Annotated in this window: 19 protein-coding genes; 2 read left to right on the top strand and 17 right to left on the bottom strand. The window is 37.2% G+C overall.

Annotated elements, in window-relative coordinates; translation table 11 throughout:
* Position 1 precedes the first annotated feature (1 nt).
* The 17 genes from rplE to rpsL form a co-directional block, all read right to left on the bottom strand.
* Complete coding sequence (gene rplE / locus M0D21_RS08855; RefSeq protein ID WP_248328546.1) at positions 2-553, bottom strand: 50S ribosomal protein L5; 552 nt, start codon at positions 551-553, stop codon at positions 2-4.
* A gap of 2 nt (positions 554-555) precedes the next feature.
* Positions 556-882 carry a 50S ribosomal protein L24 gene (rplX, locus tag M0D21_RS08850; RefSeq protein WP_248328544.1) on the bottom strand — a complete coding sequence of 109 codons (327 nt, stop codon included), beginning with the start codon at positions 880-882 and terminating at the stop codon, positions 556-558.
* A gap of 13 nt (positions 883-895) precedes the next feature.
* Positions 896-1,264 (bottom strand): 50S ribosomal protein L14, encoded by a 369-nt coding sequence (gene rplN, locus M0D21_RS08845; protein WP_073316857.1) that lies wholly within the window; start codon positions 1,262-1,264, stop codon positions 896-898.
* Between the two features lie 2 nt (positions 1,265-1,266).
* On the bottom strand, positions 1,267-1,524 hold the full coding sequence (rpsQ, locus tag M0D21_RS08840; RefSeq protein ID WP_034243856.1) for a 30S ribosomal protein S17: 258 nt from the start codon (positions 1,522-1,524) through the stop codon (positions 1,267-1,269).
* A 12-nt stretch (positions 1,525-1,536) separates the two neighbouring features.
* Entirely contained in the window at positions 1,537-1,731 is a 195-nt protein-coding gene (gene rpmC, locus M0D21_RS08835) for a 50S ribosomal protein L29 (protein ID WP_248328542.1), read from the bottom strand.
* Between the two features lie 11 nt (positions 1,732-1,742).
* The gene (rplP, locus tag M0D21_RS08830) at positions 1,743-2,162 is read right to left on the bottom strand and encodes a 50S ribosomal protein L16 (protein WP_248328540.1); all 420 of its coding nucleotides are present in this window, start codon (positions 2,160-2,162) and stop codon (positions 1,743-1,745) included.
* Positions 2,163-2,182: 20 nt separating this feature from the next.
* Positions 2,183-2,908 (bottom strand): 30S ribosomal protein S3, encoded by a 726-nt coding sequence (rpsC, locus tag M0D21_RS08825; protein WP_201922868.1) that lies wholly within the window; start codon positions 2,906-2,908, stop codon positions 2,183-2,185.
* A gap of 8 nt (positions 2,909-2,916) precedes the next feature.
* Entirely contained in the window at positions 2,917-3,324 is a 408-nt protein-coding gene (gene rplV / locus M0D21_RS08820) for a 50S ribosomal protein L22 (protein ID WP_248328538.1), read from the bottom strand.
* Positions 3,325-3,332: 8 nt separating this feature from the next.
* Complete coding sequence (gene rpsS, locus M0D21_RS08815; protein ID WP_024770876.1) at positions 3,333-3,611, bottom strand: 30S ribosomal protein S19; 279 nt, start codon at positions 3,609-3,611, stop codon at positions 3,333-3,335.
* A gap of 6 nt (positions 3,612-3,617) precedes the next feature.
* Positions 3,618-4,442: a 50S ribosomal protein L2 gene (gene rplB / locus M0D21_RS08810; RefSeq protein ID WP_248328536.1), complete on the bottom strand. Its 825-nt coding sequence runs from the start codon at positions 4,440-4,442 to the stop codon at positions 3,618-3,620.
* Positions 4,443-4,451: 9 nt separating this feature from the next.
* On the bottom strand, positions 4,452-4,742 hold the full coding sequence (gene rplW, locus M0D21_RS08805) for a 50S ribosomal protein L23 (RefSeq protein ID WP_248328534.1): 291 nt from the start codon (positions 4,740-4,742) through the stop codon (positions 4,452-4,454).
* Between the two features lie 5 nt (positions 4,743-4,747).
* Positions 4,748-5,377 (bottom strand): 50S ribosomal protein L4, encoded by a 630-nt coding sequence (rplD, locus tag M0D21_RS08800; protein ID WP_248328532.1) that lies wholly within the window; start codon positions 5,375-5,377, stop codon positions 4,748-4,750.
* Entirely contained in the window at positions 5,377-5,994 is a 618-nt protein-coding gene (rplC, locus tag M0D21_RS08795; RefSeq protein WP_248328529.1) for a 50S ribosomal protein L3, read from the bottom strand. The genes rplD and rplC overlap by 1 nt, the downstream gene beginning before the upstream one ends.
* Positions 5,995-6,173: 179 nt before the next feature.
* Complete coding sequence (gene rpsJ, locus M0D21_RS08790) at positions 6,174-6,479, bottom strand: 30S ribosomal protein S10 (RefSeq protein ID WP_010181931.1); 306 nt, start codon at positions 6,477-6,479, stop codon at positions 6,174-6,176.
* Positions 6,480-6,490: 11 nt separating this feature from the next.
* Positions 6,491-8,617 carry an elongation factor G gene (gene fusA, locus M0D21_RS08785; RefSeq protein ID WP_248328527.1) on the bottom strand — a complete coding sequence of 709 codons (2,127 nt, stop codon included), beginning with the start codon at positions 8,615-8,617 and terminating at the stop codon, positions 6,491-6,493.
* Positions 8,618-8,629: 12 nt separating this feature from the next.
* Complete coding sequence (gene rpsG, locus M0D21_RS08780; protein ID WP_248328525.1) at positions 8,630-9,106, bottom strand: 30S ribosomal protein S7; 477 nt, start codon at positions 9,104-9,106, stop codon at positions 8,630-8,632.
* A 24-nt stretch (positions 9,107-9,130) separates the two neighbouring features.
* Positions 9,131-9,505, bottom strand: coding sequence for a 30S ribosomal protein S12 (gene rpsL / locus M0D21_RS08775; RefSeq protein WP_024770883.1), 375 nt, complete (start codon positions 9,503-9,505; stop codon positions 9,131-9,133).
* A 428-nt stretch (positions 9,506-9,933) separates the two neighbouring features.
* On the opposite strand from rpsL, the gene M0D21_RS08770 reads away from it, so the two are divergent.
* Together M0D21_RS08770 and M0D21_RS08765 are read left to right on the top strand one after the other, a co-directional pair.
* Entirely contained in the window at positions 9,934-13,173 is a 3,240-nt protein-coding gene (locus M0D21_RS08770; RefSeq protein WP_248328523.1) for a SusC/RagA family TonB-linked outer membrane protein, read from the top strand.
* A gap of 17 nt (positions 13,174-13,190) precedes the next feature.
* On the top strand, positions 13,191-14,918 hold the full coding sequence (locus tag M0D21_RS08765; protein ID WP_248328521.1) for a SusD/RagB family nutrient-binding outer membrane lipoprotein: 1,728 nt from the start codon (positions 13,191-13,193) through the stop codon (positions 14,916-14,918).

The raw sequence follows: 14,918 nt of genomic DNA, 5'->3' as shown, positions 1-14,918 counted from the left end.
ATTAGTTCTTTTTAAAAGGTAATCCTAGTTCGGTTAACAATGATTTTGCTTCTTTATCGGTTTGAGCCGAAGTTTCGAAAGTAATATTCATCCCTGAGATCTTGTTTACTTTATCAATATCAATTTCAGGAAATATAATTTGTTCAGTAATACCCATTGAGTAGTTACCTCTTCCATCAAAACCTTTAGCGTTAATTCCGTTAAAATCTCTTACACGAGGTAAAGCTGAAGTAATAAGACGATCTAAAAATTCGTACATTCTTTCTCCTCTTAACGTAACTTTTGCTCCAATTGGCATTCCTTTACGCAATTTGAAAGAAGCAACATCTTTCTTAGAAATCGTAGGTACAGCTTTTTGTCCTGTGATTGTCGTTAATTCATCTACTGCGTAGTCGATTAACTTTTTATCAGCTACTGCCGCTCCAATACCTCTACTTAAAACAATCTTTTTAAGTTTAGGTACTTGCATTACGTTCTCATAACTGAACTCTTCTGTAAGAGTAGACACAACTCTGTCTTTATACTCTTGTTTTAGTCTTGGGATATAAGCCATAACTATATTACTTCATTAGATTTTTTAGAAAATCTTACTTTCTTATCTCCTTCCATTCTATACCCTACTCTTGTTGCTTCACCATTTGAAGTCATTAATGCAAGGTTAGAAATATGAATAGGCGCTTCTTTTTCAACAATACCACCTTGAGGATTCTGAGCACTTGGTTTTGCGTGTTTTTTCACAATATTTACTCCCTCAACGATAGCTTTGTTTTCTTCACGAAGTACTCTTAGTACTTTACCAGTAACAGCATTTTCTTTGGTACTTTTATGAGCACCAGCAATAACTTTTACTGTATCTCCTGTTTTAATCTTAAGCTTTGTCATTTTTTCGAATGTTTTAAAGCACCTCTGGTGCTAGTGAAACAATCTTCATGAATTGCTTATCACGAAGCTCTCTTGCTACAGGACCAAAAACACGTGTTCCTCTCATTTCACCTGCAGGGTTCAAAAGAACACATGCATTATCGTCGAAACGAATATAAGAACCATCTGGTCTGCGCACTTCTTTCTTAGTACGAACTACAACTGCAGTAGAAACCGCTCCTTTTTTAATGTTACCATTTGGAGTTGCTTCTTTAACACTGACAACTATTTTGTCTCCTACAGAGGCGTATCTTCTTCCTGTACCACCTAAAACACGAATTGCTAAAACTTCTTTAGCCCCTGTGTTATCGGCTACTTTTAATCTAGACTCTTGTTGTACCATAATTACTTCGCTCTTTCAATTACTTCTACTAATCTCCAACATTTGGTTTTACTCATAGGTCTTGTTTCCATGATCTTTACAGTATCACCAATATTGCAGTCATTTTTCTCATCGTGTGCAACGTATTTCTTCGTTTTTAACACGAACTTTCCGTACATCGGGTGTTTTACTTTTTTAACCTCAGAAACCACAATTGATTTCTGCATTTTGTTACTAGTAACAACTCCTATACGTTCTTTTCTTAAGTTTCTTTTTTCCATCTTTCAGCAGAATTAACCGTTTAATTCTCTTTTTGTTAACTCAGTAGCCATTCTTGCAATAGATCTTCTAACTTTACGTAATTGTAAAGGATTTTCTAATGGAGACATCGCGTGAGCCATTCTTAAATCTGAATATTCTTTTCTCGATTTACCAAGTTCCTCTTGTAATTCAGCTGTAGATAATTCTTTAACTTCTGATTGCTTCATAATTCTCGATTTTAAGCTTGATAATCTCTAGCTACAATAAACTTAGTTCTCACAGGAAGTTTCTGTGCTGCCAAACGTAAAGCTTCTTTAGCCACGTCATAAGGTACACCACTAATTTCAAATAATATTCTTCCTGGTTTTACCACTGCTGCCCAATATTCAACGGCACCTTTACCTTTACCCATACGTACTTCAAGAGGCTTTTTAGTAATTGGTTTGTCTGGGAAAATTTTAATCCACAGAGACCCCTCTCTTTTCATATAACGAGTAGCAGAAATACGAGCTGCTTCTATTTGTCTAGCAGTAACAAAACTTGAATCTAATGATTTGATTCCGAAAGTACCATTAGAAAGGGTATGTCCTCTTTGAGAAAGACCCTTCATACGTCCTTTTTGTTGTTTACGGAATTTTGTTCTTTTAGGCTGTAACATTGTTAATTTACTTTAAAAAATTACTTTCTACGACGTGATTTATTATTTCCACCACTTCGTCCACCTCTGTCACCTTTTCCTTGTTTTTTGGATAAACCAACTAAAGGAGAAAGTTCTCTTTTACCATATACTTCGCCTTTCATAATCCATACTTTCACACCCAATCTACCATAGGTAGTGTGAGCTTCTACTAAAGCATAATCTATGTCAGCTCTAAATGTTGATAAAGGGATACGACCTTCTTTATAAGACTCTGAACGCGCCATTTCAGCTCCGTTCAAACGCCCTGAAATCTGGATTTTAATACCTTCAGCATTCATTCTCATTGCAGCCGCAATAGCCATCTTAATTGCACGACGGTAAGAAATACGACTTTCTATTTGTCTTGCAACACTAGATCCTACTAAGAATGCGTCAAGTTCTGGTCTCTTGATTTCAAAGATATTGATCTGTACCTCTTTTTCAGTGATCTTCTTAAGCTCCTCTTTTAACTTGTCTACCTCTTGCCCACCTTTTCCGATAATGATACCAGGTCTAGCGGTAGTGATAGTAACGGTTACAAGTTTAAGCGTACGCTCAATAATTACTCTAGATACACTAGCTTTAGATAAACGTGCGTGTACATACTTTCTAATCTTATCGTCTTCGGCAAGTTTATCACCGTAGTCATTACCTCCATACCAGTTGGATTCCCAACCTCTAATGATACCAAGGCGATTTCCGATTGGATTTGTCTTCTGTCCCATAGTCTATATTAGCTTTGTGTATTATTTTTTGCTGCCACCACTATTGTTACGTGATTAGAGCGTTTTCTTATTCTATGTGCTCGACCTTGTGGAGCAGGACGAAGTCTTTTCAACATACTTCCTCCATCTACACGAATTTCTTTAATGAAAAGATCTGCATCTTCTATACTAGCGTCTTCATTTTTCGCTTGCCAGTTTGCTATCGCAGAAAGCAATAACTTCTCTAAACGACGTGCTGCCTCTTTTTGGCTAAATCTAAGAATATGAAGCGCTTTTTCTACTTTCTCACCACGGATAATATCTGCTACCAAACGCATTTTACGTGGTGACGTAGGACAGTTATTAAGCTTAGCAAAAGCAATCTGCTTTTTCTCTTCCTTAATTCTTTCTGCCATTTCTTTTTTACGAACTCCCATGACTTAAATTATTTTTTACCTTTATTTTTAGCACCAGCGTGTCCTCTAAAAGAACGGGTTGGCGAAAACTCTCCTAATTTATGACCCACCATATTCTCTGTAATGTATACAGGAACAAATTGGCGACCATTATGAACTGCAATTGTTTGCCCTACAAAGTCAGGAGTAATCATAGATGCTCTAGACCAAGTCTTAATTACAGACTTCTTGTTAGCCTCTACATTTGCAGCTACTTTTTTCTCTAACTTATAGTGAACGTAAGGTCCTTTTTTTAATGAACGTGCCATATCTTATTATTTCTTTCTACGTTCTACAATATATTTATTACTCGCTTTTGTTTTAGAACGGGTTCTATAACCTTTTGCAGGAAGACCTTTTCTAGAACGTGGGTGACCTCCAGACGAACGTCCTTCACCACCACCCATTGGGTGATCAACAGGGTTCATAGCTACTGGTCTAGTACGTGGACGACGACCAAGCCATCTGGTTCTACCAGCTTTACCTCCAACGATCAATTGATGATCACTGTTTGAAACTGCTCCAACAGTAGCCATACAATTAACTAGAATCATTCTAACTTCTCCAGAAGGTAATTTCACCGTAGCAAACTTACCGTCTCTAGCCATAAGCTGAGCAAATGATCCCGCACTACGTGCCATAACAGCACCTTGACCTGGACGTAATTCTATACAAGAAATAATTGTACCTAAAGGAATATCGCTTAATGGCATTGCATTACCAATCTCAGGAGCAACGTTGTTACCTGATACGATATTTTGACCTACTTGTAGACCGTTTTGAGCGATAACATAACGCTTTTCTCCATCTTGATAGTTTACAAGTGCAATGAATGCAGTTCTGTTTGGATCGTATTCGATCGTCGCAACGGTAGCAGGAACACCCTGCTTGTCACGTTTAAAGTCGATAATACGATACCTTCTCTTATGACCTCCACCTTTGTAGCGAATAGTCATTTTTCCTTGACTGTTTCTACCACCAGTTCTTTTTTTCGGAGCTAATAAACTTTTCTCCGGCTTATCAGTAGTAATTGCGTCAAATCCATTTACTACTCTAAAACGCTGACCTGGGGTAATTGGTTTTAATTTTCTTACTGACATCTTCTAGTCTTAAAGATTACTATATAAATCAATTACATCACCTTCCGCCACCTGTACAATTGCTTTCTTATAAGCGCTTGTTTTACCAGTGATCATACCAGTTTTGGTATAACGAACCTTACGATCCGGACGGACATTTATTGTGCGAACTTTAGTAACAGATACACCATAAGCAGCTTCAACTGCCTTTTTGATCTCTACCTTATTCGCTTTCTTATCTACTACAAAACCATAGCGATTCAACACTTCACTATCTGCAGTAGCCTTTTCTGTAATAATAGGTTTTATTAAGATACTCATGGCTTCTATTTACTTAAATTCGTTTCAATTCCTTTCAAAGAACCTTCCAAAAGCACAACATTATTAGCATTAAGTATTTTGTAAGTACTTAATTCTGAGGAAGTTATAACTTCTGAACCTTTCAAATTGCGTGACGACAAATATACATTATTATTTGACTCAGCCAACACAAACAAAGATTTTTTATTTTCAAGCCCTAAAGACTTCAAAACAGCTGTAAAATTCTTTGTCTTCGGTGCATCAAAAGTAAAATCCTCAACAACAGTTATTGCCTTGTCATTTGCCTTGATACTTAAAGCAGATTTACGCGCTAATCTTTTTAAGTTCTTATTCAATTTAAAAGAGTAGCTACGTGGTCTTGGACCAAAAATTCTACCTCCTCCTTTAAATACTGGAGACTTGATACTACCTGCTCTAGCTGTACCAGTTCCTTTTTGTTTCTTTATCTTTCTGGTACTACCAGCAATCTCTGCTCTTTCCTTAGCTTTGTGAGTACCTTGACGTTGATTTGCCAAGTATTGTTTCACATCTAAGTATACAGCATGATCATTTGGCTCTATACCGAAAACAGCATCAGAAAGGTCTGCCTTTCTTCCTGTTTCTTTTCCGTTAATATCAACTACTGCTACTTTCATTACTTCTGAATAGTTACATAAGCGTTTTTATGACCAGGAACACATCCTTTCACAACAAGTAAGTTCTTTTCAGGAACTACTTTTAACACTCTTAAGTTTTGAACTTTTACTTTTTCTCCACCCATTCTTCCTGCCATACGCATTCCTTTGAATACTCTTGCAGGGTAGGATGCAGCACCAATCGAACCTGGAGCTCTTAAACGGTTATGCTGACCGTGAGTTGCCTGACCAACACCGCCAAAACCGTGTCTTTTTACAACCCCTTGGAATCCTTTACCTTTTGAAGTTCCAGATACATCAACAAACTCTCCTTCTGAGAAGTGCTCTACTGTTATCGTATCTCCTAATTTGTACTCATCATCAAAACCTTGAAATTCGATAACCTTACGTTTAGCAACAGTTCCTGCTTTCTTAAAGTGACCTAAAGCCGCTTTAGAAGCATTTTTGTCTGCTTTGTCATCGAAACCTAATTGAATAGCTTCATAGCCATCAACGTCTTCAGTTCTGACTTGGGTAACCACGCATGGCCCAGCTTCGATTACGGTACATGGAATATTCTTTCCATTCTCGTCGAAGATGCTGGTCATACCGATCTTTTTTCCTATTAACCCAGACATATTTAAATTATTTATTAATTACTTATTTATTATTGAAAACCAATTTCAATACTTTACTCTAGTTCTTCGCAAAAAAACAGGGTCAAAATACTTTCAACCCTGAAATATATTTTTGCCGTTTTTCCCTCGCTCGCAGCTCGGGACATTTTTTCAGTAAGATCTTCTTACACTAAGCGCTATCACACTTTGATCTCTACTTCAACTCCACTTGGTAATTCCAGCTTCATTAACGCATCAATCGTTTTTGAAGAAGAACTATAGATATCTAAAAGTCTTTTATAAGAACTTAATTGAAACTGCTCTCTGGATTTTTTGTTTACGTGCGGAGATCGAAGCACAGTAAAAATCTTTTTATGTGTTGGTAATGGAATTGGGCCAGTTACTACAGCACCAGTACTCTTTACCGTCTTTACGATTTTCTCAGCAGATTTATCTACTAAGTTATGATCATAAGACTTTAGTTTTATTCTAATTTTTTGACTCATTTCTGTAATAATTAATCGTTAACTCCCTTTGCCTCTGCAATTACTGCTTCTGAAATATTAGAAGGAGTCTCCGCGTAGTGAGAAAATTCCATTGTAGACGTTGCTCTACCAGAAGATAACGTCCTTAATGTAGTTACATATCCAAACATTTCTGAAAGTGGCACAGTAGCTTTTACAGTTTTTGCACCTGCACGGTCTCCCATATCACTTACTTGTCCTCTACGACGGTTAAGATCACCTACGATATCCCCCATGTTTTCTTCTGGAGTAATAACCTCTAATTTCATAATAGGCTCCATGATTACAGCTTTAGCAGCCTTAGCAGCAGCTTTAAAACCTAATTTAGCAGCCAATTCGAAAGACAACTGATCAGAATCCACATCATGGTAAGAACCATCAGTAAGTGTAACTTTCATAGCATCTACTTCATATCCGGCTAAAGGTCCATTAACCATTGCCATTTTAAATCCTTTTTCAACAGAAGGAACAAATTCCTTTGGAACGTTACCTCCTTTGATTGTAGATTCAAACTGAAGTCCAACCTCACCTTCTTCAGCAGGCTCAAGAGTAAACACAATATCAGCAAATTTACCACGACCACCAGATTGTTTCTTATAAACCTCTCTATGCTCAGCTCTTTGCGTAATTGCCTCTTTATACTCTACTTGCGGCTGACCTTGATTAACTTCAACCTTAAATTCACGCTTTAAACGATCAACAATAATATCTAAATGAAGCTCACCCATTCCAGAAATAATAGTCTGTCCTGAAGCCTCATCTGTTCTAACAGTAAATGTTGGATCTTCTTCGGCAAGTTTTGCCAAAGACAAACCTAACTTATCAACATCTGCTTTAGTTTTCGGCTCAACAGCGATACCAATTACTGGATCAGGGAAATCCATAGATTCTAAAACAATTGGATTCTTTTCATCAGACATAGTATCACCAGTCTTAATGTCTTTAAATCCAACAGCCGCCCCAATATCACCAGCTTCAATATACTCAATCGCATTTTGCTTGTTTGAGTGCATTTGATAGATACGAGAAATACGTTCTTTTTTACCTGAACGGTTATTCAAAATATAAGAACCCGCGTCTAAACGTCCTGAATACGCACGGAAGAATGCCAAACGCCCTACAAAAGGATCTGTAGCAATCTTAAATGCTAAAGCAGAAAACGGCTCCTTAACATCAGGCTTTCTAATTTCTTCTTGATCCGTATTAGGATTAATCCCCGTAATACCCTCCTTATCTGTTGGAGAAGGCAAATAACGACAAACAGCATCTAAAAGAAATTGAACTCCTTTGTTTTTAAATGCAGATCCACAAATCATTGGAATAATACTCATATCCATCACAGCAGCACGAAGAGCAGCATGCACTTCATCTTCAGTAATAGAATCTTCATCTTCCATAAATTTCTCTAGAAGATTTTCATCATAAGCAGCAACCTCTTCGATAAGTTTACCTCTCAATTCAGCAGCTTCTTCCTTCAATTCCTCTGGAATATCAATTATATCAAAAGTAGACCCCTGTGTTTCATCATGCCATACAATTGCACGGTTTTTAACTAAATCTACAATCCCTTTAAAATCTGCTTCATCACCAATATTCATTACAATTGGCACAGCATTAGACCCCAACATATCCTTCACCTGTTGACAAACTGCCATAAAGTTAGATCCTTGACGGTCCATTTTATTTACAAATCCTATACGTGGTACTTTGTAGTTATCAGCAAGTCTCCAGTTCGTTTCTGACTGTGGTTCAACACCATCTACAGCACTAAATAAGAATACCAATCCATCCAGAACACGTAAAGAACGATTTACCTCTACAGTAAAATCAACGTGACCCGGAGTATCGATGATATTAAAATGATATCCTTTTGTATCTGCTACTGGTTGACCATTTTCTGTTGGAAACTTCCACTCACAAGTAGTTGCAGCAGAAGTAATCGTAATACCTCTTTCCTGCTCTTGCTCCATCCAGTCCATAGTAGCTGCACCATCGTGCACTTCTCCTATTTTGTGACTTACCCCAGTATAATAAAGTATACGCTCGGTAGTTGTTGTCTTCCCTGCGTCAATGTGCGCAGCAATTCCTATATTTCTAGTATATTTTAAATCTCTAGCCATTTCTGTTATTGATTAAAATCTAAAGTGAGAGAATGCTTTATTTGCTTCAGCCATTTTATGAGTATCTACTCTTTTCTTAACAGCAGCTCCTTCTTCTTTTTCTGCAGCAATAATCTCTGCAGCAAGTTTTTGAGCCATAGATTTCTCATTTCTTTTACGCGCAAACTGGATCAACCATTTCATAGCGGTTGATATCTTGCGGTCTGGTCTGATTGGATTAGGAATCTGAAAAGTAGCTCCACCAACTCTTCGGCTTCGTACTTCAACGTGAGGCATAACATTAGACAATGCATCTTTCCACATTTCTAATGCTGTTTTCTCTTCATTTTGTTTTTTCTCTTCTACGATATCTATTGCATCGTAAAAAATTCTAAAAGCAGTTGACTTTTTACCATCCCACATCATCATGTTTACAAAACGAGTCACTAATTGATCGTTAAAACGTGGATCTGGCAAAATTGGTCTTTTTTTAGCCTTTCTTTTTCTCATGTCTTCTTCTTAAAGTTTTTTTAATTACTTCTTAGGGCGTTTTGCACCATACTTAGATCTACGTTGCGTTCTACCTTCGACACCTGCTGTATCTAAAGCACCACGAACAATATGATATCTAACTCCTGGTAAATCTTTTACCCTTCCACCTCTAACTAATACTATCGAGTGCTCCTGGAGATTGTGACCTTCACCTCCGATGTATGCATTCACTTCTTTTCCATTTGTTAACCTAACACGAGCAACTTTACGCATTGCTGAATTTGGTTTTTTAGGAGTAGTAGTGTATACACGAGTACATACACCGCGACGTTGCGGGCACGAATCCAAAGCAGCCGATTTACTCTTCTTAGTTATTTTGGCTCTACCTTTTCGTACTAATTGTGAAATTGTTGGCATAATTTGCTTTACACTATTATTAAATAATTTTAAAATACCCTTTTTAAAGGGCTGCAAAGGTAGAAATATTTTCCAGCAAATCAAATCCTAGTTCATTAATTTTTAAATATTTAAAATCACTCCGCTTTTAACTCTTTCATAAACGGTGTCAAAACATTTAAAAACCTCCTGTATAACCACAAAGCTTTATAATAGTTTTTAAAAGAAAAAAAACATCAATTTCTTGAAATCTTAAAAATCAAAAAAACACGATTTAACCAGTAAATTAAGCCTGTAAGCAAATTCTAAACAAACAGAAGAAAGAATATTAAATTATCATAATTTAACAGATAAACCGTAATTAAAAATGTTAAAAAAATGTAAAAATACCCATTTACTAAGAATTTATTATCATTTTTGAAATTGGCTAATTCTAATAATTAAAATAAATGAAATCACCAACAAATCGTATACTGGTGCTAATTCTAGCATTGGTAGTGCACTTCTCGTATGCACAAGAAAAAACCGTAACCGGTAAAATAACAGACGACAAAGGACTTCCATTACCCGGAGTTAACATCGTCGTAAAAAACACGAACACCGGAACCCAATCTGATTTTGACGGCGTGTATTCTATCCAGACCTCTGCAGGAGATGTTTTGGTTTTCAGTTACCTCGGCTTTACAAACAAAGAGGTAACCGTAGGGGCAAGCAACACAATCGACGTTCAACTAGCCGCTTCAGCTTCAGAACTAGAAGAGGTAATTGTAACTGCCCAAGGTATTAAAAGAGAGAAAAAAGCTCTTGGATACGCGGTAAGTGAAATTAAAAGTCAAGAAATCGAACAGAGATCAGAAGGAGATTTAGGAAGGGTATTACTAGGAAAATCTGCAGGTCTACAAATTACACAACAAAGTGGACTTTCTGGATCAGGTACTAATATCGTTATTCGAGGGCAAAACTCTTTTAGCTCCAGTAACCAAGCTTTGTTTATTGTAGATGGCGTTCCTTTCAGTATAGACACCAATAGTTCTGGACGACAAGGAGATCGTAATGACTTCGTTAATGGTAATAACGGGTCAAGTAGATTCTTAGACTTAGACCCTAACAGTATTGAGAGCGTTCAAGTACTAAAAGGTTTAGCCGCTTCAACCCTTTATGGTAGTGACGGTAGAAATGGTGTTGTATTAATTACCACCAAAGCAGGAGCAGCTGGAAAGGCTCAAAAGAAAATGGAAGTTACTGTAGCTTCTTCTTACTTCTTTACTGAGATAGCTTCGTTACCGGATTATCAAGATGAATATGGTAATGGTTTTGACCAAGCTTTTGGTTGGTTCTTTAGTAACTGGGGACCTAGTTTTAGAGAAGAAGGAGTTTCTGGTTGGGGTAACAGCTCTGCTATTGACGGTAACGGTACGCTTCCTCACCCTTACTCTACTTCTACTCCAGCTATTCAAGCTGCTTTCCCAGAATTTCAAGGTGCTCGCTACGAGTGGAGACCATATGATAGTGTAGAAGACTTTTTTAGAATTGGAGGAGCCGCATCGGTTTCCTTGAACCTAAGAGGGGTTTCTGACAATGGAAAAATCTCATATAACGTAAACTACGGACATTTAGATGATGAAGGTTTTACACCTGGAAATAATTTAACGCGTAACACTCTAGGAATTGGAGGAGTCGCGAAATTAAGTAATAAATTTACTGTTAATGGAACATTAAACTTTGCTCGTACAAATTTTGTTTCTCCACCAGTTGCATTGAGTCAAGGTAATGGAGCAACAGGTACAGGTTCTTCTATTTTTGGAGATTTATGGTTTACTCCAAGAAGTATAGATATACAAGGATTACCTTTTCAGGATCCTGTAACCGGAGGTAGTGTTTATTACAGACAAAACAATAGTATACAGCACCCTTTATGGACGTTGAACAATGCGCAAACTGCACAGCTAACAAATCGTGTTTTTGGTAACGCAACTATTCAATATGATTTTAACGACAATTTAAATATTTTCTATCGTGCCGGTATTGATGTATACAACGAAAGCAATACAAACTACCAAAACAGAGGTGGGGTAAATAGTAACAGTGGAGATGTTAGATTAGCAAGTGGAATTTATGAGACTTGGAATAACATAAACTCTATCTATGATCATAACATTGCATTGACCGGGAACACTCAAATTAATGATAACATTGGCGCTAGTTTCAGTGTTGGAGCAACATCAAGAAATATCAGATTTGATCAAAACGGTACAGCGAGTGATGGACAACAATCATTCGGAGTATTAAGACATTTTAATTTCTTAAGACAAAACGAAATTCAATCATTTTTTGAAAGAAACATTGTTGGTGTATATGGACAAGCAGAATTTGATTACAAAAATTTCTTATTCGTAACCGTGGCAGGAAGAAACGACTGGGTATCTAATTTTGATAGTGACAATAGATCTATCTTTTACCCTAGTGCCAGTCTTTCGTTCTTACCAACTTCTGCATTTAGCGGGTTAAAGTCTGACATTGTAAATTACCTAAAAGTAAGAGCAGGATACGGTACTTCTGCAAACTTTGGAGACCCTGGATACCCAGTTGCAAATACATTATTCTTAGACGCTCAAGATTTTCAAGATGGAGGAAGCAATGTAGTATCTAATACTACAAGTAATGTTTTAGGAAACCCAGATTTAAAACCAGAATTACTTACCGAGTATGAATTCGGTATAGAAGGTAAATTCTGGAAAAACCGAGTTTCTTTAGACTTATCTCTTTACTCAAGAATCACTGAAGACCTAATCATCAACAGGCCTTTAGGACCTAGTACAGGTAATACTTCTACTAGAACTAACATTGGTGAGATCGAAAACAATGGACTTGAGTTGGATTTAGGTGTAAATATTATACAAAGTGCGGTAGAAGATGGATTCAACTGGAACGCCAACTTAAACTTCACTACTTATAAATCTGAAGTAACCGATTTAGGACAAGACACAGACTTAGTGGTGTATTCTGGTTTCTCAAACCTTGGTAACGCAGCTATAGAAGGCGAACCTCTTGGTGTTCTTTTTGGTTCTAGAATCTTAAGAGACGATAATGGAAACTTAGTAGTAGGATCTGATGGATTCTATGTACAAGATCCTGAAGATGGAGTTATTGGTGACCCTAACCCAGACTATGTAATGAACCTTCAAAGTACATTCTCATACAAGAATTTCTCATTAGGATTCCAAATTAACTACACCCACGGGGGAGACATCTACTCAAGTACAATTTCTACATTATTAGGTAGGGGATTAATTACAGAGACGGTTGATAGAGAAAATACGTTCGTATTACCAGGAGTTGATGCAAGTGGCAATCCAAATACAGTTCAAATCAACAACTCTGACTTCTATTTTAGTAATGTATTGTTTGGTCCAAATGAAAATCAGGTCTATGATGCTACGTTAATAAGACTACAAGAAGTTTCTCTTGCTTATAGTTTTCCAAAAAAGTTCTTAGATCAAACACCATTTGGCTCACTAACAATTACTGCTTCTGGAAACAACCTTTGGTATGATGCAGTAAATACACCTGACGGTGCTAATTTCGACCCTAACACTTCCGGAACTGGAGTTGGTAATGGATTTGGTTTTGACTTCATAAATGGTCCAAGTGCTAGAAGATATGGATTTAGTGTAAAGGCTACTTTTTAATTTTATAAATGAAAGAAATGAAAAATATCAATAAATATATATTAATAGCAGCAAGCTTCTTTCTGGTTTTTTCTTGTGAGACAACTGAGTTAGATCTTACACAAGATCCTAACTTCTTAACACCAGAACAAGCGAGTGTAGATTTATTCTTGGTTTCAATACAAGAAGATTTTGTTAGACAATTAGAAGGTGACGCAGATTTTGACGCTAATGACAACTGGGTATCTGGAGGAAATACCAACGGAGATGGTTTATCCCTATTTGGAGCTGAATTAACCAGAACAAAAGGTTTAACCTCAAGTAGACAATATAACAACATGTACTTAGGAAGTGATTCTGATGACGAATGGGTTAACGCCTACCAAGGTATTTTGGCAGACATTAGATCAATGGTTCCTATTGCAGAAGCCAACGGACAAACCAGACATATCGCAATAGCTCAGTTTATCGAAGCATATACTATGACAGCAATGGTAGATTTTTATGGCGACGTTCCATACACAGAAGCAATTCAAGGAGCAGCAAACTCTAACCCAGCGCCAGAAAGCGGAGCCGCTATATACGATGCAGCGTTAGACCTTCTTGATCAAGCAATTGTTAACTTTGATAATGATGTAACTGTTGAGCCTGCAACCATTTTCTTCTATGGAGATGATTACGAACAATGGATAAAAGCTGCAAATACTCTTAAAATGCGTTTATACAACCAAAGACGTTTGGTAGATCCTAACGCCTTAGCAAGTATTCAGTCTATTATTGATGATGGAGATTACATTGATGCTACAGCTGATGATTTTCAGTTCAATTGGCCTGCAACTAGTGCTTCTCAGCCAGATACAAGACACCCAAGATATGGTCTAAATTATACCGACTCTGGAGCTGGTGACTATATGCCTAATTGGCTTATGAATTTAATGAACTCTACTTCAGACCCAAGAATACGTTACTATTTCTACAGACAGACTGGAGCTGTTCCTGGTAATGGAGGAACTGCACCAAATGAAGAAACACTGCAGTGTTCTTTACAAAACGCTCCACAACATTACATTGATGGTGGGTTTACATTCTGTTCTCTGGATAATGGTTATTGGGGTAGAGATCATGGAGATAACGCCGGTATTCCACCTGATGGGTTTTTACGTACGACCTATGGAGTTTACCCTGCAGGAGGTAATTTTGACGATGACAGATTTGACAACGACCCAGACAATAAAAACGTAGCACCAGGTGCTGGTGGAGCTGGTGCAGGAATCACTCCTATGTTAACAGCATCATGGATAGACTTCTTACGTGCAGAAATAGCAATGGTCAACGGGGACCCTGCAACTGCAAGAACGTTCATGTCGGCTGGTATCACAAAATCAATTGCAAAAGTTCAGACTTTTATTAGTTTAGATAGTGCTGCAGATACTTCTTTTGAGCCTACCGCAACAAATGTAAGTGACTTTATTGCTAGCATTGAAACGGCTTTTGATGCTGCTGATATGGATGGGAAATGGAACATACTTGGAGAGCAATTTTTCGTTGCTGCTTTTGGTAATGGTGTAGAAACCTATAATTTTTACAGAAGAACGGGATATCCAACTTCTTTACAACCAAGTTTAGATCCATCACCAGGAACTTTTATTAGATCTTTATTTTACCCTGCAAATGAGGTAAATACTAATGCTAATATTTCTCAAAAACCTGATCAGGCACAACCTGTATTTTGGGATAATAATCCAACTGCTCCAGCAGCAAACTAA

It is taken from the genome of Aquimarina acroporae, from assembly GCF_023195925.1.
GTDB lineage: Bacteria > Bacteroidota > Bacteroidia > Flavobacteriales > Flavobacteriaceae > Aquimarina > Aquimarina acroporae.
The sequence above is the reverse complement of the archived record's forward strand: the minus strand, read 5'-3'. Positions and strand labels throughout refer to the sequence as shown.

Excerpts from the sequence above, each read along its gene's own strand:
- rplE (WP_248328546.1), bottom strand. The coding sequence starts at position 553 with ATGGCTTATATCCCAAGACTAAAACAAGAGTATAAAGACAGAGTTGTG.
- rplX (WP_248328544.1), bottom strand. The coding sequence starts at position 882 with ATGACAAAGCTTAAGATTAAAACAGGAGATACAGTAAAAGTTATTGCT.
- rplN (WP_073316857.1), bottom strand. The coding sequence starts at position 1,264 with ATGGTACAACAAGAGTCTAGATTAAAAGTAGCCGATAACACAGGGGCT.
- rpsQ (WP_034243856.1), bottom strand. The coding sequence starts at position 1,524 with ATGGAAAAAAGAAACTTAAGAAAAGAACGTATAGGAGTTGTTACTAGT.
- rpmC (WP_248328542.1), bottom strand. The coding sequence starts at position 1,731 with ATGAAGCAATCAGAAGTTAAAGAATTATCTACAGCTGAATTACAAGAG.
- rplP (WP_248328540.1), bottom strand. The coding sequence starts at position 2,162 with ATGTTACAGCCTAAAAGAACAAAATTCCGTAAACAACAAAAAGGACGT.
- rpsC (WP_201922868.1), bottom strand. The coding sequence starts at position 2,908 with ATGGGACAGAAGACAAATCCAATCGGAAATCGCCTTGGTATCATTAGA.
- rplV (WP_248328538.1), bottom strand. The coding sequence starts at position 3,324 with ATGGGAGTTCGTAAAAAAGAAATGGCAGAAAGAATTAAGGAAGAGAAA.
- rpsS (WP_024770876.1), bottom strand. The coding sequence starts at position 3,611 with ATGGCACGTTCATTAAAAAAAGGACCTTACGTTCACTATAAGTTAGAG.
- rplB (WP_248328536.1), bottom strand. The coding sequence starts at position 4,442 with ATGTCAGTAAGAAAATTAAAACCAATTACCCCAGGTCAGCGTTTTAGA.
- rplW (WP_248328534.1), bottom strand. The coding sequence starts at position 4,742 with ATGAGTATCTTAATAAAACCTATTATTACAGAAAAGGCTACTGCAGAT.
- rplD (WP_248328532.1), bottom strand. The coding sequence starts at position 5,377 with ATGAAAGTAGCAGTAGTTGATATTAACGGAAAAGAAACAGGAAGAAAG.
- rplC (WP_248328529.1), bottom strand. The coding sequence starts at position 5,994 with ATGTCTGGGTTAATAGGAAAAAAGATCGGTATGACCAGCATCTTCGAC.
- rpsJ (WP_010181931.1), bottom strand. The coding sequence starts at position 6,479 with ATGAGTCAAAAAATTAGAATAAAACTAAAGTCTTATGATCATAACTTA.
- fusA (WP_248328527.1), bottom strand. The coding sequence starts at position 8,617 with ATGGCTAGAGATTTAAAATATACTAGAAATATAGGAATTGCTGCGCAC.
- rpsG (WP_248328525.1), bottom strand. The coding sequence starts at position 9,106 with ATGAGAAAAAGAAAGGCTAAAAAAAGACCAATTTTGCCAGATCCACGT.
- rpsL (WP_024770883.1), bottom strand. The coding sequence starts at position 9,505 with ATGCCAACAATTTCACAATTAGTACGAAAAGGTAGAGCCAAAATAACT.
- M0D21_RS08770 (WP_248328523.1), top strand. The coding sequence starts at position 9,934 with ATGAAATCACCAACAAATCGTATACTGGTGCTAATTCTAGCATTGGTA.
- M0D21_RS08765 (WP_248328521.1), top strand. The coding sequence starts at position 13,191 with ATGAAAAATATCAATAAATATATATTAATAGCAGCAAGCTTCTTTCTG.